The organism is Zavarzinia marina, from assembly GCF_021568905.1.
Taxonomy (GTDB): domain Bacteria; phylum Pseudomonadota; class Alphaproteobacteria; order Zavarziniales; family Zavarziniaceae; genus Zavarzinia; species Zavarzinia marina.
This window is the reverse complement of sequence record NZ_JAKGSB010000006.1, coordinates 43,822-68,495: the sequence shown is the minus strand read 5'-3', so window position 1 is coordinate 68,495 and position 24,674 is coordinate 43,822. Positions and strand designations below refer to the sequence as shown.

Below are 24,674 nucleotides of genomic sequence, written 5' to 3'. Positions count from 1 at the left end.
GACGGCGCGGAAGGGCACATATGTGCGGCGTCTTTCGTCGGAGGTTCGGGATGCGGCCGAGGCCGGATCGCCATGGCTGGATGCGCCGCTGGCGCGCGATCGCGACCTGGCTCGCGGTTGCCGCCTGCCTTGTGTTCGCTGTCCTGCCGGCGACGGGGATTTCGGCGCCCGCGCCCGGTCCGACGATGGCGCAGGGCGCCGCCGCCGGCTGCGACGGGGCCGGCCACGGGCCGGTGAAGGCCGTGCCCACCTGCTGCACCGGCGCCGCCTGTCCGATGTTCGCCGCCGTCCCGACTCCGGCCCTCCGCGCTCCCGAACCGGTCCGGCCGGTTCCGGGCGATTTCCGCGTCATGATCACCCAGAAGAAGGATGGGGCGGGCTATGCGCCGCCCTATCGCCCGCCGCGCCCCGCCGTCTGATCCCGTTACCGCATCCGGCTCCGCGCCGGCCCACGATCAGACGGATTGAATGCCATGAACACCATGATTTCGCGGCGCCACCTGCTGGCGTCCGCCGCTGCCTTGGCGGCACTTCCCCTCATTCCCGGCGCGGCGCGGGCCGCCGCCGGTCACGAACTTCGCGTCGTCCGGCGCAGCATCGAGGTCAAGGGCCGGGCGGCCGGCGTCTTCGGCATAGAACGGGCGGGCGGCGGCCATGGTCTCGTCCTCGACGCGGGCGAAGCCTTCCGCCTGCGCCTGAAGAACGACCTGGATGAAGCGACCATCGTCCATTGGCATGGCCAGACGCCGCCGCCGGACCAGGACGGGGTGAGCCAGACCCTCTATGTCGACCCGATCGCGCCCGGCGGTTTCGCCGACTATGATTTCGCCGCCCGCCCCGGCACCCATTGGATGCATTCGCACCTGGGGCTGCAGGAGATGCGCCTGCTGGCGGCACCCCTGATCGTGCGCCGCAAGGAAGAACAGGCGGCGGATGCGCAGGAGGTCGTCGTCCTGCTCCATGATTTCGCCTTCGAGGATCCGGAAACACTCGTCGCCGGCCTCGGCGCCCAGATGGGCCATGGGATGGACCATGGCATGATGGATCACGCCGCCATGGGCCACGGCATGCCGGGCATGGGCGGCATGGACCTGAACGACATCGACTTCAATGCCTTCCTCGCCAATGACCGCACCCTCGACGATCCCGAGGTCGTGCGGGTCGAGCGCGGCGGGCGGGTGCGCCTGCGCCTGATCAACGGGGCGGCGGCGACGGCCTTCTGGCTCGACTTCGGCGGTGCCGAGGCCAGCCTCGTCGCGGTCGACGGCAATCCGGTACAGCCGCTCTCCCTGAAGCTCATGCCCTTGGCCCAGGGCCAGCGCGCCGACCTGCTGATCGAGGTGCCGGCCGGCGCCACGGTCCCTGTCCTCGCCCAGCGCGAGGGCGACACCATCCGCACCGGCATCGTGCTGGCGGCACAAGGCGCCGCCGTCGCGCGGATCGCGGAGCGCGCAGGCGAGACGGCGCCCCCGGCGGATCTGTCGGTGGAGCGGTTGCTGCGCCCGCTCGGGACGTCGGCGCGGCCGGTAGAGATCCGGCGCCGGGTCGTGCTCGGCGGCACCATGATGCCCTATGCCTGGACCATGGACGGGCGCGGCTGGGCCGACCGCATTCCGGTCGCGGTCGAGGCGGGGCGCCGGGTCCTGGTCGAGATCGTGAACGACAGCATGATGGCGCATCCCATGCACCTGCACGGCCATCATTTCGACGTCGTCTCGATCGATGGCGTGGCCGTCCAGGGCGCGCGGCGCGACACGGTGCTGGTGCCGGCCGGCGCCACGGTCGGCATCGCCTTCGATGCCGACAACGCGGGACGCTGGCTGTTCCACTGTCACAACCTGCCGCATATGGCGACAGGCATGATGACGGAAGTGGTCTACACCCCGCCCGGCTGAACCCCGGCGGCCTTGCGGGCCCCGAGCATGGTCTTGGCGCTGCGCGCTTCGCCGATCTGGTAACGGATGAAGGCGGGCAGCACGCCGAGGCCGGTGTTCGGCTCCCGGCCCTCGCCGATCGCCATGAGCTGGAGGCAGAACCAGCCCTGGGCGCCGAAGCCGTTCACCAGCTTGACGAGATCGAGGGGCGAGGCCGGGCCGAGCCAGCGCCCCGGACCGACCCGCAGCCGGCTCTCCCAATCGTCCAGCCGGGCCAGGCTGCCGTCGAGAATGCCGAGGGGGGCGGCGGGCGTCACGCACAGCGGCCGGGCGAGACCGATCAGATCACAGGCGCCGCTCGCCAGCGCCTCGTCCATGGCGGCGCGGGAGCGAAAGCCGCCGGTCACCATCAGCGGCGTCCTCACCGCGGCGCGCATGGTGCGGGCGTAATCCATGAAATAGGCTTCGCGGGCGATGGTGGAGGCGCGGCGCGTCTCCCGCGCCTTGGTGTCGCTGGCCATGGTTTCGTTGCCCATCATGATCGGGCGTTCGTAGGAGCCGCCGGAGATTTCGAGAAGGTCGATCCCTTCCGCCTCCAGCCAGCGGGCGACGGTCACCGCCTCGTCGTCGCCGAAGCCGCCCTTCATGAAGTCGGCGGAATTCAGCTTCACGCCGACGCCGAAGCCGGGACCGACGGCGGCCCGCACCGCCCGCACCACTTCGAGCAGCAGGCGCGCGCGGTTCTCCAGCGATCCGCCCCAGGCATCGGTACGCGCGTTGGCGCGGGGCGACAGGAACTGGCTGATCAGATAGCCGTGGGCGCCATGGATCTGCACGCCGTCGAAACCCGCTTCCTTCAGGGTGCGGGCGGCGAAGGCGAAGCGCGAGACGACGTCCTGGATCTCGGCCTCGGTCATCGGCTTCGGCACGCCGAACTGCTTGCCGGGCAGGGGCAGGGCGATGGCGGAAGGGGCCTGGGGCGTCTTGTTGACCGCGATCGGGGTCTGGCGCCCGGCATGGCTGATCTGGCCCCAGAGCGCGGTGCCGTTCCGGCGCCCGGCTTCGGCGAAGCGCCGCAACCCGTCGAGCGCCGCCTGATCCATGCCCGGCGCGACGACGACATTGGCCGCGCGTTCCAGATTGTCGGGATGGACCTGGATGTTGCCGGTGATCAGCAGGCCGCAGCCGCCCTCGGCGAAACGCTTGTAGAGGGTTTCCAGGGTGGGCGTCACCCGGTTGCGGGTGTCCGCCAGACCTTCCGTCATGGCGGCCTTGGCCAGGCGGTTCTTCAAGGTCAGGCCGCAGGGCAGGGTCAGGGGGGATGTGACGTCGATCGTCTCGGTTTCGGCCACGGGCGTCTCTCTCCAGCTCTGATTTCTCGCCATTGCTGACTTTTTGTCGGGGGAGTGTTTCCGGCTTTGCCGGTCCGGTCAATCCGTCACATGGGGGGGCGGCGGGACCGCGCGGGGGGTGGTCGGCAGGTCGGCACCCGGAAAATCGTGCGCCCCGACCGTCCGGACCAGGGCCGCGAAGGGCGCGTCCGAGACGTGGTTGATGCCCCGGAACGGCGCATCCAGAAGCACGATCAAGGCGAGCACCAGGCCGATCGAGGCGGAAAGGGCGGTGGTCAGCAGGACATGGACGCGCCGGCTCTCGCAGCCCAGCATGACGCAGAGCCCCAGCACGATGACGCCGCCCGCGATCAGGTTCCACCACAGCACCGGCGGCAGGCTGGCGCTCGCCGCGTCGAAACGGTCGCGCCGGGCATCGTAGAGATCGTTCAGCCGGGCCAGAATCTCGGTCTCGACGGCGGCGCTGCCGTGCGCGGCATCGCGCATCGTCACGAGGGCGAGGTGGACCCGGTCCAGCAATTGCCAGCCGGCGGCGGCATCCCTTTCGCCGCGCATCATGCCGGGCCATTCGTCGCCGGCGACGATTTCGGCATAGACGAAGAGCTTGTGGCGGATGTCCTCCGCCTGGTCGGGCGCAAGGCCGATGGTGGCGCGATAGAGATTGCCGACCAGATTGGCTTCGGAGCGGACGATGGCGTCGGCGCGCTTGAAATCCTCCCACACCGCGATCGCGACGAAGGACAGCAGCACGGCATAGAGCGTGCCCGATGCCTCCAGCACCATGCCCGTGATTTCGTTGTGCCGCCGCCGACGCTCGGCCGGAACCCAGCGCCCGACCAGCCACAGGGTCCCATTGGCGACGGCGGCCAGGCCGCCGGCGACCGCCAGGATGGCGGCGAAGGTCGGCAGGCCGACGAGCCATTGCTGCACCGCCCCGGTCATTCGCCTCCTCCGCGCATGATTTTCGCAGTCTGGCACCGACAGGGCGGCGTTGAATACGACAGACGGCTTCAAATGGCGCAGGAATCCATGGATTTCCCACGCCTGTCCATTGACGGCCCAAGTTTGCCCATGATATCCCAATCATGCCCACCCCGCAGGCGCGATTGCCCCTGATCCCGCGTTCGGCCGGGGTGGCCTGGGGGCGTTGATGCTGGCGTTGTTCACGTCGACATACACCGGAAGGGTGGACAAGAAGGGGCGGGTCTCGGTCCCGCCGCCCTTTCGCGCGCTCGTGCAGTCCCAGGGCTTCAACGGCATCTTCGTCTATCCGTCCCTCGATTTTCCGGCCATCGACGGCTCCGGCGCCCAGTATTTCGAGCGCCTGGCCGAGGCCGTCGACGATCTGCCGCCCTTCTCCGAGGAACGCGAAGCCTTCACCACCGCCATCTTCGGCTCGTCCCATCAGCTCGCCCTCGACGGCGAGGGGCGCGTCACCCTGCCCGAGGGCCTGCTGGCCCATGCCGGCATCACGGGCGAACTGGTCTTCGTCGGCCTCGGCCAGCAATTCCGCATCTGGGAACCGGGCGCCTTCGCGGAGATGAACGCCAAGGCGGCCCAGATCACGCGCGACAACCGTGCCCGCCTCGCCTGGCCCGGCCGCGCGCTGGCCAAACCGCCCCGTGGCGATGGGGGTGCGCATTGACCGGGATGATCAATACCGACGGCCCCCATGTCTCCGTCCTCGGGCGCGAGGTGGTGGAGGTGCTGGCGCCCCGGGCGGGCGAGACCATGGTGGACGGCACCTTCGGCGCCGGCGGCTATACCCGTGCCCTGCTGGCGGCGGGCGAAGCCTTCGTCTACGGCATCGACCGCGACCCGACGGCGGTCGCGCGCGGCCAGGCGCTGGAAACGGAGCACGAGGGCCGCTTCGCCATGATCCACGGCTGCTTCGGCGACATGCAGGGGCTTCTCGCCGAACGCGGCATCGACGCGGTGGACGGCGTCGCCCTCGACCTCGGCGTCTCCTCCATGCAACTCGACCAGGCGGAGCGCGGCTTTTCCTTCCGCGAGGACGGCCCCCTCGACATGCGCATGGGCGGGCAGGGGCGCAGTGCCGCCGATCTCGTCAACGAGACGGAAGAGGCGGCGCTGGCCGACCTGATCTACGACTTCGGCGAGGAACGCGCCTCGCGCCGGATCGCGCGCTTCATCGTGAAGGCGCGGGAAGCGGGGCCGATCACCCGGACGGCGGCGCTGGCGGAGATCGTCGCCCGGGCCATGGGACCGGCGGCGGCGCGCGACCGCATCCATCCCGCGACGCGCACCTTCCAGGCGCTGCGCATCGCCGTGAACGACGAATTGGGCGAATTGGACCGTGGTCTCGCCGCCGCCGAACGGCTGTTGCGGCCGGGCGGGCGGCTGGCGGTCGTCTCCTTCCACAGCCTGGAGGACCGCGCGGTGAAGCGGTTCCTCGCGGCGCGCAGCGGCACTTCGGGCGGCCCCTCGCGTCATGCGCCCGTCCGTGCCGGCGGACGGGCGCCCAGCTTCGAACTGCTGTTCCGGGGTGCGGCCAAGCCGACGGAACAGGAGATCAGGATCAACGCCAGGGCCCGTTCGGCCCGGCTGCGCGCGGCAAGGCGGACCGCGGCGCCGGCCTGGCCCGGAGAGGAAGGGGGGCGGTCATGAACAGATTCCTGACGCTGGCGACCGTCGCCTTGGCGATCGGTGCGCCCACCGTGCTCTATCAGGTGAAATACGAGGTCGGGCAACTCGAGCAGGAAGCCCGCGCGCTCCATCGCGACGTCGCGCGCGAGCATCAGGCGATCCAGGTGCTGCAGGCGGAATGGGCCTATCTGAACCAGCCCGCGCGCATCCAGGACCTGGCCGAGCGCTATCTCGACCTGCAGCCCCTGAAGCCGACCCAGATCACCACCCTGGACCGCCTGCCGATGCGCCCGATCGTGCCGGAAGGCGAAGGCGTGCCCGACGCCAGCCCCGATGCGTCGACCAGCCCGGTGCCCCTGCTGGCCGCGACCCCGGGTCTGCCGGTGGTCCCGACGCTGAAGCCCGCCTGGGCGTCGCTGGCGCCGGCGCCCGCCACGCCCCGCCCCACGGGACCGCGCGCCGCCGTGGTCACGCCCGTGCCGGCCAAACCCGCCGCGCCCAAGCCGGCGCCGGCGGCGCCCACCCGTTCGGCCGCCGCGCCGCGCCCGGCGCCCACGCCGGTGGCGGCGACCGTGCCCTCGGCTTCCGACGACGTGCTCGACGGCGTCGCCCGCATCTTCGCCGCCGGCGAAGCGAGCTATCCGGGAGAGGGGCGATGACCGACGGCTACCAGCCGACCTTCGACGCCGGCACCCCTTTGCCGCCGCTGTCTGCGGTGCATATCCCGGAAGGCTCGCCCTTCTCGCCGGGCCAGCGCCCGCGCCCGACCATCATGCTGGACGGCCAGACCAAGCAGGCGATCGAGACCGGCCGCAACCGGCTGATGATCGTCGGCGCCGTCTTCTGCTTCTGCTTTCTCGCGCTCGCGCTGCGCCTGTTCGACCTCGGCGTGTTCAGCCGCCCGGACGAGCCGCGCGGCGCGGCCGTGGTCGAGCCGGTGGTGGAACGCGCACCGATCGTCGATCGCAACGGCAATATCCTGGCGACCAATCTGACCACCGCCTCGCTCTATGCCGACGCCTCCAAGGTGATCGACGTCGACGAGGCGGTGACCAAGCTGATGCGCGTGCTGCCCGATCTGTCGCGCGGCGAACTCGACGCCAAGCTGCGCTCGGGCAAATCCTTCGTCTGGGTGAAGCGCAACCTGACGCCGCGCCAGGAATACGAGGTGAACAGCCTCGGCCTGCCCGGCCTCGCCTTCCAGCGCGAGGAACGCCGGGTCTATCCCTACGGCCGGCTGGCGGCCCATGTGGTCGGCTTCGTGGATATCGACAGCAAGGGTATCTCGGGCATCGAATCCCGCTTCGACGACCTGCTGCGCGATCCCTCGCGTCACGGCATGCCCCTGAAGCTTTCGATCGACATCCGGGTGCAGCACGCGGTGACCGACGAATTGTCCCGCGCGGTGAAGACCTTCAGCGCGATCGGCGGTTCGGCCATCGTCCAGGACGTGCGCACGGGCGAGATCGTGGCCATGGTGTCGCTGCCGGACTTCGATCCGAACAACCCGCGCGAGGCGACGCCGGAGAACCGCTTCAACCGCTCGACCCTCGGCACCTACGAGATGGGCTCCACCTTCAAGACGTTCAACACGGCGATGGCGCTCGACAGCGGCACCGCCAAGCTGACGTCCGGCTTCGACGCCACCCATCCCATCCGCTACGGCCGCTTCACCATCAATGACGACCACGCCAAGGCGCGCTGGCTGACGGTGCCGGAAATCTTCGTCTATTCGTCCAACATCGGTTCGGTGAAGATGGCGCTGGCCGCCGGCACGGAGCGCCAGCGCGAATTCATGACCCGGATCGGGATGACGCGGCGCCTGCCGATCGAACTGCCGGAGGCCGGCGCGCCCCAGGTGCCCAATCCCTGGCGCGAGATCAACACGATGACCGTCGCTTTCGGCCACGGCATCTCGGTCACGCCGCTGCATCTCTCGACCGGCGTCGCCGCGCTGATCAACGGCGGCATCTATTTCCCGCCGACGCTGCTTCGGGCCGAGACCGACCGGCCGCCGACCGGCGAGCGGGTGATCACCTCGAAGACGTCCTCGGCCATGCGCCGCCTGATGCGCCTCAATTCCGTCATGGGGACGGGCAAGAACGCGGATGTGCCCGGCTATTGGGTCGGCGGCAAGACCGGCACGGCGGAAAAGGTCGGCGCGCACGGCGGCTATGCCCGCAAGTCGCTGCTGTCGTCCTTCGTCGCCGGCTTTCCCATGACCGAGCCGCGCTACGTGGTGCTCGTCATGATCGACGAGCCGAAGGGCACGAAGGAGACCCACGGCTATGCCACCGGCGGCTGGACGGCCGCGCCGGCGGTCGCGAACATCGTCGAGAGGATCGCGCCCATGCTCGGCGTCCTGCCCACGCAGGGCCCGGATCCGGCGACGGCGGAAGGCATCCTGATCGCCGCTTCCGCCGGCAAGGATTGAGGATCGCGCCATGGCGACCACCACGCTCGCTGACCTGATCCCCGGCATCGACCTGCCAGCGGGATCGGGCGGAACACCCGTCACCACCGTCACGGCGGACAGCCGCGCGGTGGTGCCCGGCAGCCTGTTCTTCGCCCTGACGGGCACGAAGGACGACGGCCGGCGCTATATCGCCGACGCGATCGCCAAGGGGGCCGCCGCCGTCGTGGCCGCCGCCGGCACCGAGGTCTCGGCCGACGTGCCCCTGGTCGCGGTCGAGGATCCGCGCCACGCGCTTGCCATTGCCGCGTCGCGCGTCTTCCCGCGCCAGCCCGCGACCGTGGTGGCCGTGACCGGTACCAACGGCAAGACCTCGGTCGCCAATTTCGCGCGCCAGCTCTGGACCGATCTCGGCGTCGCCTCGGCCGCCGTCGGCACCCTCGGGGTCAGCACGGCGGCGGGGGACGAGCCGCTGGGCGCGACCACGCCCGACCCGGTCGCGCTGCACCTCGTGCTGGACGATCTGGCGGGGCGCGGCATCGACCATGTCGCCATGGAAGCCTCCAGCCACGGCCTCGCCCAGCGCCGGATGGACGGCGTCCGCCTTTCCGCCGGCGCCTTCACCAATCTGACCCGCGATCATCTCGACTATCACCGCGATTTCGCCGACTACCTGGCGGCCAAGCGCCGCCTGTTCGACACATTGCTGCCGAAGGGTGCCGCCGCCGTCGTCAACCGTGCGGGCGAGGCCGGCGACGCGATCGCCCGCGCCGCCCTCGATGCCGGCCTGAAGCTGGTCACCGTCGGGGGCGAGGGGGCGGACATCGCCCTCCTGCGCCGCCAGCCGACCCAGGCCGGCCAGGCGCTGCGGATCGCCGTCTTCGGCACGATCTACGACGTGGCGCTGCCGCTGGCCGGCGATTTCCAGGCGTCCAATGCGCTCGCCGCCCTCGGCCTCCTGGTGACGACCGGCACCGACGTCGGCGCCGCCGTCGCGGCGCTCGGCCATCTGACCGGCGTGCCGGGGCGGCTGGAACTGGCCGGGGTCCATGGCAGCGGCGCGCCGGTCTATGTCGATTACGCCCATACCCCCGATGCCCTCGAACGGGTGCTGGCGGCCCTGCGCCCCCATGTCGAGCGGCGCCTGATCGTGGTGTTCGGCTGCGGCGGCGACCGCGATCCCGGCAAGCGCCCGGAAATGGGCCGCATCGCCGCCGCCGGCGCCGACCGCGCGATCGTGACCGACGACAATCCGCGCGGCGAGGATCCGCGCCTGATCCGCGCCCAGATCCTGGCCGCCTGTCCGGGCGGGATCGAGATCGGCGACCGGGCCGCCGCCATCGCCGCCGCCCTTTCGGACCTCTCGGCGGGCGACGTCGTCGTCGTCGCGGGCAAGGGGCACGAACAGGGCCAGATCGTGAAGGGCGAGACCAGGCCCTTCGACGATCGCGCCGTCGTGCGCGGCGCCCTCAAGATCCTGCGGGGAGGGGCGGCATGACCCTGCACCCGCTCTGGACTTCGCATGAGATCGCCGCTGCCACCGGCGGGACCGCGCGTGCCGATTTCGCCGTGACCAACGTCGTCTTCGACAGCCGCAAGATCGCGGCAGGCGACCTCTTCGTCGCGCTGCCGGGCACGCAGGCGGACGGTCACGACTATGTTATCGGCGCGCTGGCGGCGGGGGCCTCGGGGGCGCTGGTCGCCCGCGTGCCCGAAGGCGTCGACGCGGATGCGCCCCTGGTGGTCGTGCCGGAGACCATGGCGGGGCTGGAGGATCTGGCGCGCGCGGCGCGGGCGCGGGCCGACGCGGTCGTGATCGCGGTTACCGGCAGCGTCGGCAAGACCGGGACCAAGGAAGCGCTGAAGGTGGCACTCTCCGCCGCCGGGCCGACCCATGCCTCGGTCGGCAGCTTCAACAATCACGTCGGCGTGCCCCTCAGCCTGGCGCGGATGCCGGCCGAAACGCGCTACGGCGTCTTCGAGATGGGCATGAATCATGCCGGCGAACTGACGCCGCTGTCGGGCCTCGCCCGGCCCCATGTCGCGATCGTGACCACGGTCGAGCCGGCGCATATGGAATTCTTTCCCTCGGTCGAAGCCATTGCGGATGCCAAGGCGGAGATCTTCGCCGGCGTGCCGGCCGGCGGCGCCGCCATCCTGAACCGCGACAATGCCCATTTCGAGCGCCTTTCGGCGGCGGCCCGCGACAAGGGCCTGCTGGTCGCCGGTTTCGGCACCGACGCCGGCTGCCACGTCCGCCTGCTCGACGTCGTGCTGAAGCCGGACATGACCATCGTCGACGCCCAGATCGGCAATCGCCGCCAGACCTACAAGATCGGCTCGCCCGGGCGCCATTGGGCGATGAATTCGCTGGCGGTGATGGCGGCGGTCGAGGTTTCGGGCGCGGACATCTCGCGCGCCGCTCTCGCCCTCGCTGACTTGACGCCGCCCGCCGGGCGCGGCCGGCGCCTGACCATCACCCTTAAGGGCGGCGGCAGCCTGCTGGTGATCGACGAGAGCTACAACGCCAGCCCCGCCTCCATGCGGGCCGCCTTCGCCAATCTCGCCCTGTCGGAAACCGGGCCGCGCGGGCGGCGCATCGCCGTCCTCGGCGACATGCGCGAACTGGGGCCCGGGGCGGACGATCTGCACGCCGGCCTGGCCCCCGATCTGGCCGCCGCCGGGGTCGATCTGGTCTTCACCTGCGGGCCCCATATGCGCGCCCTCCACGAGGCGCTGCCGTCCCGAATCCAGGGCCGTCACAAATCCGACTCGAAGGCCCTCGCACCGATCGTGCGCGAAGCCGTTCGTCAAGGAGATGTTGTGATGGTGAAGGGATCTTTGGGCAGTTATATGGTCTCGATCCTCGATACACTACTAGGGCTTGATTCTGCTGATTCGCGTGACTGAGGCGCGGACGGCTTTCGGGAAGCGTCATGCTGTTCAATCTTCTGGCCCCTCTGGCCGATGAATTCGCGGTCTTCAACCTCTTCCGGTACCTCACTTTCCGGACCGGCGGGGCGACCCTGACCGCGCTCTTCGTCGCCTTCATCCTGGGGCCGCGTCTGATCGCCTGGCTGAAGACCAAGCAGAAGAAGGGACAGCCGATCCGCAGCGACGGTCCCCAGAGCCACCTGACCAAGGCCGGCACCCCCACCATGGGCGGTTTCCTGATCCTGATCGCCCTCACCATTTCCGTCCTGCTCTGGGCCGACCTGTCGTCGGGCTATGTCTGGGCGGTGCTCGTGGTCACGCTCGGCTTCGGGCTGATCGGCTTCGCCGACGACTATCTGAAGGTGACCAAGACCAACCCGAAAGGCGTGCCGGGCAAGCTGAAGCTGGTGCTCGAAATCGCGCTCGCGGCCGGTGCGGTGATCTGGATCGTGGCCATCACCACGCCGGAGCATTCGACCGCCCTCGCCATTCCCTTCTTCAAGAACCTGCTGATCCAGCTCGGCTGGTTCTTCGTGCCGGTCGCGGTCTTCGTCATCGTCGGCGCGGGCAATGCTGTCAATCTGACCGATGGCCTCGACGGGCTCGCCATCGTGCCGGTGATGATCGCCGCCGCCGCCTTCGGCCTGATCGTCTATATCGTCGGCAACGTCCGCTTCGCCGACTATCTGCAGATCCACCATGTCGCCGGCTCGGGCGAACTCGCCGTCTTCTGCGGCGCCCTGCTCGGCGCCGGCCTCGGCTTCCTGTGGTTCAACGCGCCGCCGGCCATGGTCTTCATGGGCGATACCGGCTCCCTGGCCCTCGGTGGCGCGCTGGGCGCCATCGCGGTCGCGGTGAAACATGAACTCGTGCTGGCGATCATCGGCGGCCTCTTCGTCCTGGAGACGGTCTCGGTCGTCGTGCAGGTCGCGTCCTTCAAGCTGACGGGCAAGCGGGTCTTCCGCATGGCGCCGCTGCACCATCACTTCGAACAGAAGGGCTGGTCCGAGCCGACCGTGGTGATCCGCTTCTGGATCATCGCCGTCGTGCTGGCACTGATCGGCCTTTCCACCCTGAAGCTGAGGTGAGGCCATGATCGTCGCCGACAGTTTCGCCAATCGCCGCGTCGCCGTCTTCGGACTGGCGCGCACCGGCATTTCCGCCGCCAAGGCGCTGCTCGCGGGCGGCGCCGTCGTGCTCGCCGACGACGACAAGCCGGCCTCGCGCACGGCGGCGGCCGAAGGCGTGACCATGGCGGACCTGCGGACGGCGGACTGGTCGGCGATCGCGGCCCTGGTGCTGGCACCGGGCGTGCCGCTCACCCATCCCGAACCGCACGACGTGGTGAAACTGGCCCGGGCCGCCGGCGTGCCGGTGATCGGCGACATGGAACTCTTCGCCCGCTCCAGCGCGCGCCTGCCCGGCACTCGTGTCGTCATGATCACGGGGACCAACGGCAAGTCGACGACCACGGCCCTGACAGCCCATCTGCTGGCGGCGGCGGGCGTGCCGGTTGCCGTGGGCGGCAATCTGGGCACCGCCGTTCTCGATCTCGAACCGCTGCCGCCGGGCGGCGTCTATGTCTTCGAGGTTTCGTCCTATCAGATCGACCTTCTCGACACGCTGGTGCCGGACGTCGGCGTGCTCCTCAACATCACGCCCGATCATCTGGACCGCCACGGCGGCATGGACGGCTATGTCGCGGTGAAGGAACGCCTGTTCCGCGATCAGGCGCCGGGGCAGGCGGCCATCGTCGGCATCGACGATCCCCATTGCGCCGTCATCGCCGGCCGGATCGCCGCGCCGGTCCGGCTTTCGGTCGGGCAGCGGCTCGAGTCCGGGGTCTCGGCCATCGACGGCACGCTGTTCGAGAATGGCGATCCGGTCTTCGATCTGAACGCCCTGCCGCGTCTGCCGGGCGCTCACAACTGGCAGAATATCGGGGCTGCCTTTGCCGTGCTCCGCGCCCTCGGCCTGTCGCTTGACGCGGCGGTGGCGGGGCTTTCGTCCTTCCCCGGTCTCGCGCATCGCATGGAACTGGTCGCGGAGAAGGGCGGCATCCGCTTCGTCAACGACAGCAAGGCGACCAATGCCGATGCGGCGGCCAAGGCGCTGGCCGCCTATGACCGCATCTACTGGATCGCGGGCGGCAAGCCCAAGGCCGGCGGTATCGCCAGTCTCGACGCCTATTGGCCGCGCATCGCGCGGGCCTATCTGATCGGCGAGGCGGCGGAGGAATTCGCGGCGACGCTCTCGGGCCATGTCCCGGCCAGTGTCGTGGGCACCCTGGATGCGGCGGTGAAGGCGGCGGCGCGCGATGCCGCCAATGATACCGGCGCCGCGCCCGTGGTGCTGCTGTCGCCGGCCTGTGCCTCCTTCGATCAGTTCACCAGCTTCGAGGCGCGCGGCGATCGCTTCCGCGATCTGGTGGCGGCACTGGGGGAGGTCGCGGCATGAGCACCTTCTCCTTCGCCCGGACGGATAATTCGGTCGTCGGCCGCTGGTGGTGGACGGTGGACCGCTGGGCGATGCTGGCCCTCGGCCTGCTGATCACCATGGGGCTCGTGCTGACGCTGGCGGCGAGCCCGGCGGTGGCGGAGCGGATCGGCGTCGAGCCCTTCCATTTCGTCCGCCGACAGATCGCCTTCCTGGTGCCCTCCGTCGCGGCGATGTTCGTCATTTCCCTGATGTCGCCGGAACAGGTCCGCCGTCTCGCCTGTCTCGCCTTCGTCGGCGCCCTGGTCGCCCTGGCGGCGACCCTGGTGATGGGCGCCGAAATCAAGGGCTCGCGGCGCTGGATCGGCATCGGTTCCTTCTCGGTGCAGCCGTCGGAATTCGTGAAGCCCGCCTTCATCGTGGTCTCGGGCTGGCTGCTGGCCGAACGCCAGCGCCACCAGGGCTTTCCGGGCGGCATGCTGTCGCTCGCGGCCTTCCTGTCGACCGTGGCGATCCTTCTGCTGCAGCCCGATTTCGGCCAGACCATGCTGATCAGCGCCATGTGGGGCATTCAGCTCTTCGTCGCCGGCCTGCCCATGATCGTCGTCCTCGTGCTCCTGGCGGTCGGGACGGTCGGCGTCTTCGGCGCGTACTACATGCTGCCGCACGTGGCGTCGCGCATCGACCGCTTCCTGAACCCGGAAGCGGGCGACAACTACCAGATCGACCGCGCCATGGAAGCCTTCATGTCCGGCGGGCTCTGGGGCCGGGGCCCGGGCGAGGGCACGGTGAAGCGCATCCTGCCCGACGCCCATACCGATTTCATCTTCGCCGTCGCGGGGGAGGAATTCGGCACCATCGCCTGCATTGCCCTGGTGGCGCTCTTCGCCTTCATCGTGCTGCGGCTTCTGGCCCGCATGCTGCAGGAGAGCGATCCCTTCGTGCTCTATGCCGGCACCGGCCTGGTCGCCCAATTCGGCCTGCAGTCCTTCATCAACATGGGCGTCAACCTGCACATCCTGCCCGCCAAGGGCATGACGCTGCCGTTCATCTCCTACGGCGGCTCGTCGATGATGGCGCTCGCCTTCGGCATGGGCATGCTGCTGGCCCTGTCGCGCCAGCGGCCCGGCGCCGGTTCCTACGGGGTGTACCGATGAGCGCGGCGGCGGCGATCGGCGCGGTGGACGCGGGCACCGTGGTGCTGGCGGCGGGCGGCACGGGCGGCCATGTCATGCCGGCCCAGGCGCTGGCGGCCGAACTGCGCCGGCGCGGCCGCAAGGTCGCGGTGATGACCGACGTCCGGGGCGAGAGGTTCCGCGCCGGCTTCGGCGACGTGCCCTTCGCCGTGCTGCCGGCCGGCACCTTCGCCGGGCGCGGGCCCATGGCGCGCGTGCGCGCCGTGCGTGACATCCTGCGCGGCACCTGGCAGGCCCGGCGCCTGCTGAAGACCTGGGGCGCCGTCGCCGTGGTCGGCTTCGGCGGCTATCCCTCGCTGCCGCCCCTGCTGGCGGCGCTGAGCCGGCGGGTGCCGACCTGCCTTCATGAACAGAATGCCGTGCTCGGCCGGGTGAACCGGGTGCTGGCGCCGCGCCTGTCGGCGCTAGCGCTGTCCTTCCCCGCCACCCGCTGGGTGCCGAAGGGCGATCGCGCGCGTGCCGTTTTCACCGGCAATCCGGTCCGGCCCGAGATCGTCGCCATCGCGGCCAAACCCTATACGCCGCCGGGCGACGACGGTCTGTTCCGCCTGCTGGTGCTGGGCGGCAGCCTGGGCGCCAAGGTGATGTCCGAGGTGGTGCCCGCCGCCCTCGCCATGCTGCCGCCCGCGCTGAAGAGCCGGCTTCAGGTGACCCAGCAGGCGCGCGAGGACGAGGCGGTGACGGTCGCCGCCCTCTATGCCCGCGAAGGCATCGCGGCCGAACTGGCGCCCTTCTTCCCGGACGTGCCGGAGCGCCTCGACTTCGCCCATCTGGTGATCGCGCGCGCCGGCGCCTCGACCGTGGCCGAACTGGCGGCGGCGGGCCGGCCCTCGATCCTGGTGCCGCTGCCCAATGCCGCCGACGACCATCAGACGGTGAATGCCGCCGCCCTGGTCGAGGCCGGCGCCGCCTTCGCCATGGCGCAGCCCGACTTCACGCCCAAGGAACTGGCCAAGCTGGTGCAGCGTCTGGCGCTCTCGCCCGAGAAACTGGTGGAGGCGGCGCGCGCCGCCCGTGCCCAGGCCAGGGTCGATGCCGCTGCGCGTCTCGCGGACCTGGTGGAGGGGCTGCGCCCCAAGAGAATGATGAAGCACAATTCGGAAAGGGTCGCGGCATGAGGGCGCTTCCGCTCGACATCGGGCCCATTCATTTCGTCGGCATCGGCGGCATCGGCATGTCCGGCATCGCCGAGGTCATGCACAACCTCGGCTATCGGGTCCAGGGTTCGGACATGGCCGACAGCGCCAATGTGAAGCGCCTGCGCGATGCCGGCATTCCCGTCGCCGTCGGCCATGCCCCCGAGAACCTGGGTTCGGCCCAGGTGGTGGTGATTTCGTCCGCCGTGAAGGCCGGCAATCCGGAACTGGATGCGGCGCGCGCCCGCTTCCTGCCCGTGGTGCGCCGGGCCGAGATCCTGGCGGAACTGATGCGCCTTCGCTGGTGCATCGCCGTCGCCGGGACCCACGGCAAGACCACCACGACCTCGATGATCGCGGCCCTGCTGGATGCCGCCGGGCTGGACCCGACCGTGATCAACGGCGGCATCATCAATGCCTATGGCACCAATGCCCGCCTCGGCGCCGGCGACTGGATGGTGGTCGAGGCGGACGAGAGCGACGGCACCTTCACGCGCCTGCCGGCGACCATCGGCGTCGTCACCAACATCGATCCCGAGCATCTGGACTTCTACGGCGATTTCGACGGCATCAAGCGCGCCTTCCATCAATTCGTCGACAATGTGCCCTTCTATGGCTGCGCCGTCCTCTGCATCGACCATCCGGAGGTGCAGGCGCTGATCTCCCACATGCAGGACCGGCGCATCGTCACCTATGGCCTCAGCCCCCAGGCCGACATTCGCGCCATCAACGTGCGCTTCGCCGCCGGTGGCGCCAGTTTCGACGTGCAGATCAACGACCGCGCCACCGGAACGCGCCGGGTGCTGCGCGACCTGCGCCTGCCCATGCCCGGCGCCCACAACGTGCTGAACAGCCTGACCACCATCGCCATCGCCCGCGAGATGGGCTTTGCCGACGACGTGGTGGCCAAGGCGCTGGCCACCTTCGCCGGCGTGAAGCGGCGCTTTACCAAGGTCGGCGAAGTCGCCGGCATCACCGTGATTGACGATTACGGCCACCACCCGGTCGAGATCGCGGCGGTGCTCAAGGCCGCGCGCACCGCCTATGCCGGGCGGGTGATCGCGGTCGTCCAGCCCCACCGCTACAGCCGGCTGCAGAGCTTGTTCCTCGAATTCTGCACCTGTTTCAACGATGCCGACACGGTGGTGGTTACGGATGTCTATGCCGCCGGCGAACAGCCGATCGAAGGCATCGACCGCGACCATCTGGTCGAGGGGCTGCGCGCCCACGGCCATCGCCACGTCATGGCCCTGTCGGGGCCCGGCGCGCTCGCCAGCCTGATTGCCGGCATTGCCCATCCCGGCGATCTCGTGGTCTGTCTCGGCGCCGGCAACATCACCCAATGGGCGGCGGCGCTGCCCGGCGAATTGCAGGACTTGATCGCGGCCCACGCCCGCCCGGCGGAGCAGGGACGATGACGATGGCCGCGACTGAAACCCCCCGCCTGATCGACCGTCTGCCCGCCCTGAAGGGAAGGGTCAGCGAAGGCGCGCTGCTGTCCGCCGTCACCTGGTTCCAGGTCGGCGGCCCGGCCGAGGTCATGGTGCGGCCCCGGGATCTCGAGGATCTCACCGCCCTGTTGCGCGGCCGGCCGACGGATGTGCCGCTCCTCGTGCTCGGCGTCGGCTCCAACCTGCTGGTCCGCGACGGCGGGCTCGACGGTATCGTGCTGCGCCTCGGGCGCGGCTTCGCCGGCATCGCGGTCGAGGATGGCCACCGCCTGCGGGTCGGCGCCGCCGCGCTCGATCTCAACGTGTCCCTTGCGGCGCGCGACGCCGGCATCGCCGGCCTCGAATTTCTGCGCGGCATTCCAGGCACCATCGGCGGCGCCTTCCGCACCAATGCCGGTGCCTATGGTGCGGAACTGGCCGACGTGCTGGTCGAGGCGACGGTGGTCGACGGCACGGGCAAGGTCATGACCCTGACCCCCGATGCCTTCCATTTCGCCTATCGCCACAGCGATTTCCCGGCCGACTGGATCGTGACCGAGGCGGTCTTGCAAGGCCGTCCCGGCGTCGTGGCCGAGATCGCGGCGCGCATGGACGAGATCGCCGCCGCGCGCGAGGCGTCGCAGCCGGTGCGGAGCCGGACCGGCGGTTCGACCTTCAAGAACCCGCCCGGCGCCCGGGCCTGGGAACTGGTGGATGCGGCCGGCTGCCGGGGCCTGCGCCGGGGGGCCGCCGTCGTCTCCGAACGCCATTGCAATTTCCTGATCAACGAGGGCGGCGCCAGCGCCGCCGACATCGAGGGCCTGGGCGAGGATGTGCGCCGCCGCGTCTTCGAATCCTCGGGCATCGAACTGGAGTGGGAAATCATGCGTCTCGGCCGTCATGGCCAGGCCCCGGCGCGGGAGGTGACGCCATGAGCGCCGCGCGCCACGTCGCCGTTCTGCTGGGCGGCCTTTCGACCGAACGGGAGGTCAGCCTGAATTCGGGTGCCGCCTGCGCCAAGGCGCTGCGCAATGCCGGTTTCGCCGTGACCGAAGTGGATGCCGGTGCCGACGTCGCCCAGCGTCTCGCCGAAATCGGGCCGGACGTCGTATTCAACGCCCTGCACGGGCGCTATGGCGAGGACGGCTGCGTCCAGGGCGTGCTCGAGCTGATGCGCATTCCCTATACCCATTCGGGGGTGCGCGCCTCCGCCGTCGCCATGGACAAGCCGGCGGCGAAGCTGGTCTTCGCCGCCGCCGGCCTGCCGCTCGCCGCCGGTATCGCGACGACGGCGGGGGAGGCGGCGGAACGCCATATGATGGCGCCGCCCTATGTGGTGAAGCCGACCAATGAGGGATCCTCGGTCGGGGTCCATATCGTCCGCCCCAACGACAACCGTTATCCCATGGGTCTCACCGAGACCTGGGGGCCGGAGAAGCCGGTGCTGATCGAGACCTTCGTGCCCGGGCGCGAACTGACCGTCGCCGTGATGGGCGACCGGGCGCTGGCGGTGACCGAGATCCTGCCGGCGACCGAATTCTACGATTACGAAGCGAAATACGCCGCCGGCGGCTCGCGCCACGTGGTGCCGGCCGAGATACCGGCCGATGTCGCGGAACGGGCGAAGGACCTCGCGGTCCGCGCTCATGGCGCGCTCGGCTGCCGCGGCGTCAGCCGGACCGATTTCCGCTACGACGACGCGGCAGGCGGCGCCGGCCTGATCGTCCTCGAAGTGAACACCCAGCCCGGCATGACCGCGACCTCGCTGGTGCCGGAGCAGGCGGCCCATGTCGGCATGAGCTTCGAGGATCTGGTGACCTGGATGGTGGAGGACGCGTCATGCGATCGCTGATCGGCGGCATCTTCGGCGCAGGCAAGGGCGCCGCCCCCAAGCGCCGCCGCGTCATGGCGGCGAAACCCCGGCCGCTGGGCGAGGCCATGGCGCGCGGTCTGCCCGCGCTCGGCAACCTCGGCTGGAAGGGCAAGACCATGCTCGGCGTCGGTGGCGTCCTGCTGGTGGCGACGGGCTTCCTCTATGTCACCGGCGGCCTCGGCGCGCTGCGGGCGGCGGCGGCGGACGAGCTGTCGCGCTTCACCCGTGCCCAGGGCTTCGTCGTCGAAAGCGTGACGGTTTCGGGCCGTGGCGTCGTCAAGGGCGAGGACATTCTCGCCGCCCTCGGCGTTTCGCGCGGGGACGACATTCTGGGCGTCGATCTGGCGGCGGCGCGGGAACGCCTGATGGAACTCTCCTGGGTGCAGTCGGCCTCGGTCGAGCGCCATCTGCCGGATGCCATTCACGTCGTCCTCGTGGAACGCCGGCCCATGGCGCTGTGGCAGACCAACGGCAAGATGCATCTGGTCGATCAGAATGGCATCGCCATCGAGGGCGAGGAACGGCAGCTGGCCAGCTACGGCAACCTGCCCCTCATCGTCGGCGACGACGCGCCGAAACACGCGGCGGAACTGATCGACATCCTGGGCCGCGAACCGTCGATCGGCTCGCGGGTCGAGGCGGCGATCCGCGTCTCGCGCCGGCGCTGGAACCTGAAACTGGACAATGGCGTCGAGATCCGCCTGCCCGAGGAAGGCATGGAGGCGGCCTTCGACCGCCTGGCCCGGCTCGAGCGGACGGAACGCCTGCTGTCGCGCGACATCGTCGTCGTCGACCTGCGCCAGCCGGACCGTCTGCTGGTCCGGCTCTCGGACGGCGCGGTCGAGCGCATGAACGTGCCGCCGGCGAAGAACACCTGACGGTCGAAGAGGAGAAAGAGGAGACATGGCCGGCCCCCGCAACGCCCTGATCGCCGCCCTGGACGTCGGAACGACCAAGGTGGCCTGCTTCATCGGCCGCATCGATGCGACCGGTCAGGTGCGCGTGGTCGGCATCGGCCATCACGCCAGCAAGGGCATGCGCGCCGGCACGGTGACCGACATGGAGGCGACGGAACATGCCATCCGCGCCGCCGTCGACAGCGCCGAGAAAATGGCGGGCGAGACCATCCGCGACGTCTTCGTCTCCTGCACCGGCGGCCTGCCGCAATCCCACACCATCGGCGTCGAGGTTTCGATCGCCGGCCACGAGGTGGCGGACCCCGACATCCGCAAGGTGCTGGACCAGGGCAACCGGGTGCGCGCCGAGGCGCCGGACCGCGAGCTGATCCACGCCATTCCGGTCGGCTATACCATCGACGGCTCGCGCGGCATCAAGGATCCGCGCGGCATGTTCGGCGAACGCCTCGGCGTGAACATCCATGTCGTCACGGCCCAGTCGGGTCCCTTGCGCAATCTTTCGGTCTGCATCAGCCGCGCCCATCTCGGCGTCGCCGGCGTCGTCATCTCGCCCTATGCCTCGGCCCTGGCGTCGCTGGTCGAGGACGAGATGGATCTCGGCATCACGCTCATCGACATGGGCGGCGGCACGACCTCGATCGCCGTCTGCTACGACGGCAGCCTGGTGCATACGGCGGTGCTGCCGATCGGCGGCGCCCATGTCACCAACGACATCGCGCGCGGCCTGCTGACGCCGACCGCGCATGCGGAACGCATGAAGACCCTCTACGGCAGCGCCGTGCCCGGCGCCAACGACGATCGCGAGGTGATCGACGTGCCGCAGATGGGCGAAAGCGACCATGGTGCCGCCAATCACGTGCCGCGTTCGGTGCTGAACGGCATCATCCGTCCCCGGATCGAGGAGACCTTCGAGCTGGTGCGGAACCACTTGCGTGACACGGGTTTCGACAAGGTGGGTGGTCGGAAGGTGGTGCTCACGGGGGGGGCATCGCAGTTGCAGGGCGTTCGGGAGCTCGCGGGCGGGGTTCTCGACAAACAGGTGCGCATGGGACGCCCCATTCGGCTCCAGGGGCTGGCGGAGTCGACGGGCGGTCCTTCCTATTCCACCGCGGCGGGGCTGCTGTCCTATGCCGCGCGCGCCCCGATCGAGGCCGTCCTCGGGTCGGGCGAGGAAGCGGGGCCGGGGCGTTTGCGCCGCATCGGCCGCTGGCTGAAGCAGAATTTTTGACGAACGGTAACCACAAGAATTCCACCGGCCCGAGGGCCTCAGGATAAGGAGTGTAACATGACGATTTCGCTGGGTGTGCCGGAACCGACCGAGCTCAAGCCGCGGATCACCGTGTTCGGTGTTGGCGGCGCCGGTGGCAACGCGGTCAACAACATGATCGAGGCGAAGCTGGAAGGCGTCGAATTCGTCGTCGCCAATACCGATGCCCAGGCCCTGACCAACAACCAGGCGCCGCGCAAGATCCAGCTCGGCAACGAGGTCACGCAGGGTCTCGGCGCGGGCTCGAAGCCCGACGTCGGGCGCATGGCGGCCGAGGAGACGCGGGACCAGATCCTCGACGCGCTCACCGGCTCCAACATGGTCTTCATCACCTGCGGCATGGGCGGCGGCACCGGCACCGGCGCGGCCCCCGTGGTGGCGCGCGCCGCGCGCGAGCAGGGCATCCTGACCGTCGGCGTCGTCACCAAGCCGTTCCAGTTCGAGGGCAGCCACCGCATGCGGACGGCCGAATCGGGCATCGAGGAACTGCAGCAGTACGTCGATACGCTGATCATCATCCCGAACCAGAACCTGTTTCGCCTGGCCAACGAGAAGACCACCTTCGCGCAGGCCTTCGCCATGGCCGACAACGTGCTGCATTCGGGCGTGCGCGGCGTCACCGACCTCATGATCATGCCGGGCCTGATCAATCTCGACTTCGCCGACGTGCGCACGGTGATGAGCGAGATGGGCAAGGCCATGATGGGCACGGGCGAGGCTTCGGGCGAGAAGCGCGCCATCGAGGCGGCGGAGGCTGCGATCTCCAACCCGCTGCTCGACGACGTCTCGATGAAGGGCGCGCGCGGCGTCCTGATCAACATCACCGGCGGCATGGACATGACCCTGTTCGAGGTCGACGAGGCGGCCAACCGCATCCGTTCCGAGGTCGATCCGGAAGCCAACATCATCGTCGGCTCCACCTTCGACATCGAGATGGAAGGGCGCATGCGCGTCTCGGTCGTCGCGACCGGGATCGAGGCGGAATCGGTGGCCCAGACCCGTCCGGCCCAGCCGGCCCTGACCACCATGACCCGTCCGGCGCAGAGCCATGGCGCTCCGGCGCCGGCCACCAGCTCGCCGGTGCTGCGCCCGGCCGCCGTCGCGGCGGCGACCCAGGCGGCGACCAATGGCGGCCATCAGGCGGCGCCCGCGCCGAGCCCGGCTCCGGTCCAGCCGGCCCCGGCCCCGATGCAGGCCAGTCCGGCGCCCGCGCCCCAGCCGCAGCAGGAGATGATGCCGGCCGTGGCCGAAGCGCCGGCCCCGGTCGAACCCGCGCCGGCGCCCCAGTATCAGCCGCAGTACCAGCAGACGGCGGCGCGGGTGAATCTGGGCGGTGCCCAGCCGATCCGCGAGCCGGAACCGGCCCCCGCCAAGCGCAGCGGCTTTCGTTCGCTGCTCGACCGGGTGACCGGCGCCGCGCCGCGCCCGGCCGCCCAGGCCCAGCCGCCGGTTCAGGCCTATGCCCAGGCCCCGCAGGCGCAATATGCCCAGCGACCGACCCAGGCCCAGGTCCCGCAGCATGTGGCCCCGCAGCATGTGGCGCCCCATCATCAGGCGCCCCAGGCTCAGGGTTCGGCCGCGGTTTCCATGGCGCCGCCGGCCCCGCAGCCGATGCTGCAGCAGGTGACCCAGCCGCCGGTGCCCCAGCAGCCGGTGCACCAGCAGGCGGCGCCCCAGCCCAATCCGTCTCTTCTGGGCCGGATGGAAGGGGCGGATCGTCCGGCGCAGCCGCGCGGTGCCGACGACCAGCTGGAGATCCCGGCGTTCCTGCGCCGGCAGGCCAACTGAGGCCTGTCGCAAAGCCCGGTCGAGACACGGATAAGCCAATGAGATCAATGGCTTGTCCGTGTAACCTTCCGTAACAAAGAGTGATTTGAGAAAGCCGGTGCCAGATCTTAAATCTGGCACCGGTTTTCACTGATGGTGCAGTGCGGTCGATTCGAGTCCGCCGCGCCGAATTTGATCGAGGTTTCCGTGATCGTTCTCGAGGCACAGAAGACGGTTGGTGCGGCAGTGCATATCGACGGCGTCGGTCTGCATACGGGCAAGCCCGTGCGCGTCACCCTGCTGCCGGCGCCGAGCGACCACGGCATCGTCTTCCGCCGCTCCGACGTCACGGAAGGCGACAATCTGATCCCGGCGCTCTACGAGCATGTGAAGGACACCACGCTGTGCACCGTCCTGGTGAACGGCGCGGGCGTCGCCGTGCGCACGGTGGAGCATCTGATGGCGGCCTTCGCGGGCTTTCACATCGACAATGTGCTGGTCGACGTCGACGGGCCCGAACTGCCGATCCTGGATGGTTCGGCGGAACCCTTCGCGCGCATGATCGAACGTGTCGGCACCCGCGACCAGCGCCCGCCGCGCCGCGCCATCAAGATCCTGAAGCGGGTCGAATATCGCGACGGCGACAAGGTCGCGGCGCTGGAGCCGGGCGACGGCTTCGCCATCGATTTCGAGATCGACTTCGAATCCCGGGCGATCGAACGCCGGGTCGGTTCCTACGAGATCACGCCGGACAGCTTCGGCGACCTGCTTTCGGGCGCGCGCACCTTCGGCTTCCGCCACGAGGTGGAATTCCTGCGCGAGCGCGGCCTTGCCCTCGGCGGCAGCCTCGACAACGCGGTGGTGGTCGACGGCGACGAGATCATGAACCCGGAGGGGCTGCGCTTCGACGACGAATTCGTCCGTCACAAGGCGCTGGATGCCCTGGGCGACCTCTATCTCGCGGGCGCGCCGATCATCGGCCGCTTCGTCGGCTACAAGTCGGGCCACGGGCTGAACAACCGCCTGTTGCACGTGCTGTTCGCCGATCGCAGCGCCTGGACCTATGTCGCGGCCGTCGAGGACGTGCCGGCCCAGTCCGGTGCCACCTGGGCCGAAGCCGGGGTCGCCGCCGCCGAGCGCTGAGCGGCGCACATTTTCTTCCGTTTCGTGATTCGCCGCCCCGGCCTTCGTCGGGGCGGCGTTTTGCGTTCGGGCGCGTCCGTCGGAAAAATCCGGCCCGCGCCGGGATGGTGCGGCCACGGGAAAACGCGCGCCATCCCGTCGCAGGCCGGGATCTTTCGCCGAGAACGCGCTATCGATCGCGACGCCCGGACGGTACTTCGTATCGAGGTTGGCGTGTCGGCATCGCTGGTGTAGCGTGTCGCCCACCTGATGGCCGGGGGCCCGGCGCCTTCCGTCCGATTCTTGCTTTGGTTTGCCGGAGGCCGTGACGCTCGTGTCGCCCATTGGTT

Annotated in this window: 21 protein-coding genes; 19 read left to right on the top strand and 2 right to left on the bottom strand. The window is 69.9% G+C overall.

What is annotated here, in order from left to right:
* Nucleotides 1–50: 50 nt before the first annotated feature.
* Both L2U69_RS15625 and L2U69_RS15620 read left to right on the top strand, forming a co-directional pair.
* Complete coding sequence (locus tag L2U69_RS15625) at nucleotides 51–419, top strand: hypothetical protein (protein ID WP_236108064.1); 369 nt, start codon at nucleotides 51–53, stop codon at nucleotides 417–419.
* Nucleotides 420–473: 54 nt separating this feature from the next.
* On the top strand, nucleotides 474–1,895 hold the full coding sequence (locus tag L2U69_RS15620; RefSeq protein WP_236108063.1) for a multicopper oxidase family protein: 1,422 nt from the start codon (nucleotides 474–476) through the stop codon (nucleotides 1,893–1,895).
* On the opposite strand, the gene L2U69_RS15615 is transcribed toward L2U69_RS15620, so the two are convergent.
* Nucleotides 1,877–3,226, bottom strand: coding sequence for an NADH:flavin oxidoreductase/NADH oxidase family protein (locus L2U69_RS15615; protein ID WP_236108062.1), 1,350 nt, complete (start codon nucleotides 3,224–3,226; stop codon nucleotides 1,877–1,879). The two genes, L2U69_RS15620 and L2U69_RS15615, sit on opposite strands and share 19 nt — an antisense overlap.
* 78 nt (nucleotides 3,227–3,304) lie before the next feature.
* The gene (locus tag L2U69_RS15610) at nucleotides 3,305–4,168 is read right to left on the bottom strand and encodes a bestrophin-like domain (RefSeq protein WP_236108061.1); all 864 of its coding nucleotides are present in this window, start codon (nucleotides 4,166–4,168) and stop codon (nucleotides 3,305–3,307) included.
* A gap of 208 nt (nucleotides 4,169–4,376) precedes the next feature.
* On the opposite strand from L2U69_RS15610, the gene L2U69_RS15605 reads away from it, so the two are divergent.
* The 17 genes from L2U69_RS15605 (at nucleotide 4,377) to lpxC (ending at nucleotide 24,345) form a co-directional block, all read left to right on the top strand.
* Entirely contained in the window at nucleotides 4,377–4,871 is a 495-nt protein-coding gene (locus L2U69_RS15605; protein WP_236108060.1) for a division/cell wall cluster transcriptional repressor MraZ, read from the top strand.
* A gap of 8 nt (nucleotides 4,872–4,879) precedes the next feature.
* Entirely contained in the window at nucleotides 4,880–5,854 is a 975-nt protein-coding gene (gene rsmH, locus L2U69_RS15600) for a 16S rRNA (cytosine(1402)-N(4))-methyltransferase RsmH (RefSeq protein ID WP_408065823.1), read from the top strand.
* Nucleotides 5,851–6,492: a cell division protein FtsL gene (ftsL, locus tag L2U69_RS15595; RefSeq protein ID WP_236108059.1), complete on the top strand. Its 642-nt coding sequence runs from the start codon at nucleotides 5,851–5,853 to the stop codon at nucleotides 6,490–6,492. The genes rsmH and ftsL overlap by 4 nt, the downstream gene beginning before the upstream one ends.
* Complete coding sequence (locus L2U69_RS15590) at nucleotides 6,489–8,267, top strand: peptidoglycan D,D-transpeptidase FtsI family protein (protein ID WP_236108058.1); 1,779 nt, start codon at nucleotides 6,489–6,491, stop codon at nucleotides 8,265–8,267. The genes ftsL and L2U69_RS15590 overlap by 4 nt, the downstream gene beginning before the upstream one ends.
* A gap of 10 nt (nucleotides 8,268–8,277) precedes the next feature.
* Nucleotides 8,278–9,744 (top strand): UDP-N-acetylmuramoyl-L-alanyl-D-glutamate--2,6-diaminopimelate ligase, encoded by a 1,467-nt coding sequence (locus L2U69_RS15585; RefSeq protein WP_236108057.1) that lies wholly within the window; start codon nucleotides 8,278–8,280, stop codon nucleotides 9,742–9,744.
* A complete protein-coding gene (locus L2U69_RS15580; protein WP_236108056.1) occupies nucleotides 9,741–11,156 on the top strand; it encodes a UDP-N-acetylmuramoylalanyl-D-glutamyl-2,6-diaminopimelate--D-alanyl-D-alanine ligase in 1,416 nt (471 codons plus the stop codon). Before L2U69_RS15585 ends, L2U69_RS15580 begins: the two co-directional genes overlap by 4 nt.
* Nucleotides 11,157–11,182: 26 nt before the next feature.
* On the top strand, nucleotides 11,183–12,268 hold the full coding sequence (gene mraY / locus L2U69_RS15575; protein ID WP_236108055.1) for a phospho-N-acetylmuramoyl-pentapeptide-transferase: 1,086 nt from the start codon (nucleotides 11,183–11,185) through the stop codon (nucleotides 12,266–12,268).
* Nucleotides 12,269–12,272: 4 nt separating this feature from the next.
* Nucleotides 12,273–13,637, top strand: coding sequence for a UDP-N-acetylmuramoyl-L-alanine--D-glutamate ligase (gene murD / locus L2U69_RS15570; protein ID WP_236108054.1), 1,365 nt, complete (start codon nucleotides 12,273–12,275; stop codon nucleotides 13,635–13,637).
* Nucleotides 13,634–14,773 carry a putative lipid II flippase FtsW gene (gene ftsW / locus L2U69_RS15565; RefSeq protein ID WP_236108053.1) on the top strand — a complete coding sequence of 380 codons (1,140 nt, stop codon included), beginning with the start codon at nucleotides 13,634–13,636 and terminating at the stop codon, nucleotides 14,771–14,773. Before murD ends, ftsW begins: the two co-directional genes overlap by 4 nt.
* Nucleotides 14,770–15,930 (top strand): undecaprenyldiphospho-muramoylpentapeptide beta-N-acetylglucosaminyltransferase, encoded by a 1,161-nt coding sequence (gene murG / locus L2U69_RS15560; RefSeq protein WP_236108052.1) that lies wholly within the window; start codon nucleotides 14,770–14,772, stop codon nucleotides 15,928–15,930. The genes ftsW and murG overlap by 4 nt, the downstream gene beginning before the upstream one ends.
* A complete protein-coding gene (gene murC, locus L2U69_RS15555) occupies nucleotides 15,927–17,366 on the top strand; it encodes a UDP-N-acetylmuramate--L-alanine ligase (RefSeq protein WP_236108051.1) in 1,440 nt (479 codons plus the stop codon). The genes murG and murC overlap by 4 nt, the downstream gene beginning before the upstream one ends.
* 2 nt (nucleotides 17,367–17,368) lie before the next feature.
* Nucleotides 17,369–18,313: a UDP-N-acetylmuramate dehydrogenase gene (murB, locus tag L2U69_RS15550; protein WP_236108050.1), complete on the top strand. Its 945-nt coding sequence runs from the start codon at nucleotides 17,369–17,371 to the stop codon at nucleotides 18,311–18,313.
* Entirely contained in the window at nucleotides 18,310–19,230 is a 921-nt protein-coding gene (locus L2U69_RS15545; protein ID WP_236108049.1) for a D-alanine--D-alanine ligase, read from the top strand. The genes murB and L2U69_RS15545 overlap by 4 nt, the downstream gene beginning before the upstream one ends.
* The gene (locus L2U69_RS15540; protein ID WP_236108048.1) at nucleotides 19,218–20,129 is read left to right on the top strand and encodes a cell division protein FtsQ/DivIB; all 912 of its coding nucleotides are present in this window, start codon (nucleotides 19,218–19,220) and stop codon (nucleotides 20,127–20,129) included. Before L2U69_RS15545 ends, L2U69_RS15540 begins: the two co-directional genes overlap by 13 nt.
* 25 nt (nucleotides 20,130–20,154) lie before the next feature.
* Nucleotides 20,155–21,396, top strand: coding sequence for a cell division protein FtsA (gene ftsA, locus L2U69_RS15535; protein WP_236108047.1), 1,242 nt, complete (start codon nucleotides 20,155–20,157; stop codon nucleotides 21,394–21,396).
* Between the two features lie 57 nt (nucleotides 21,397–21,453).
* Nucleotides 21,454–23,223 (top strand): cell division protein FtsZ, encoded by a 1,770-nt coding sequence (gene ftsZ / locus L2U69_RS15530; protein WP_236108046.1) that lies wholly within the window; start codon nucleotides 21,454–21,456, stop codon nucleotides 23,221–23,223.
* Nucleotides 23,224–23,409: 186 nt separating this feature from the next.
* Nucleotides 23,410–24,345 carry a UDP-3-O-acyl-N-acetylglucosamine deacetylase gene (gene lpxC / locus L2U69_RS15525; protein ID WP_236108045.1) on the top strand — a complete coding sequence of 312 codons (936 nt, stop codon included), beginning with the start codon at nucleotides 23,410–23,412 and terminating at the stop codon, nucleotides 24,343–24,345.
* The last annotated feature ends 329 nt before the right edge of the window (nucleotides 24,346–24,674 follow it).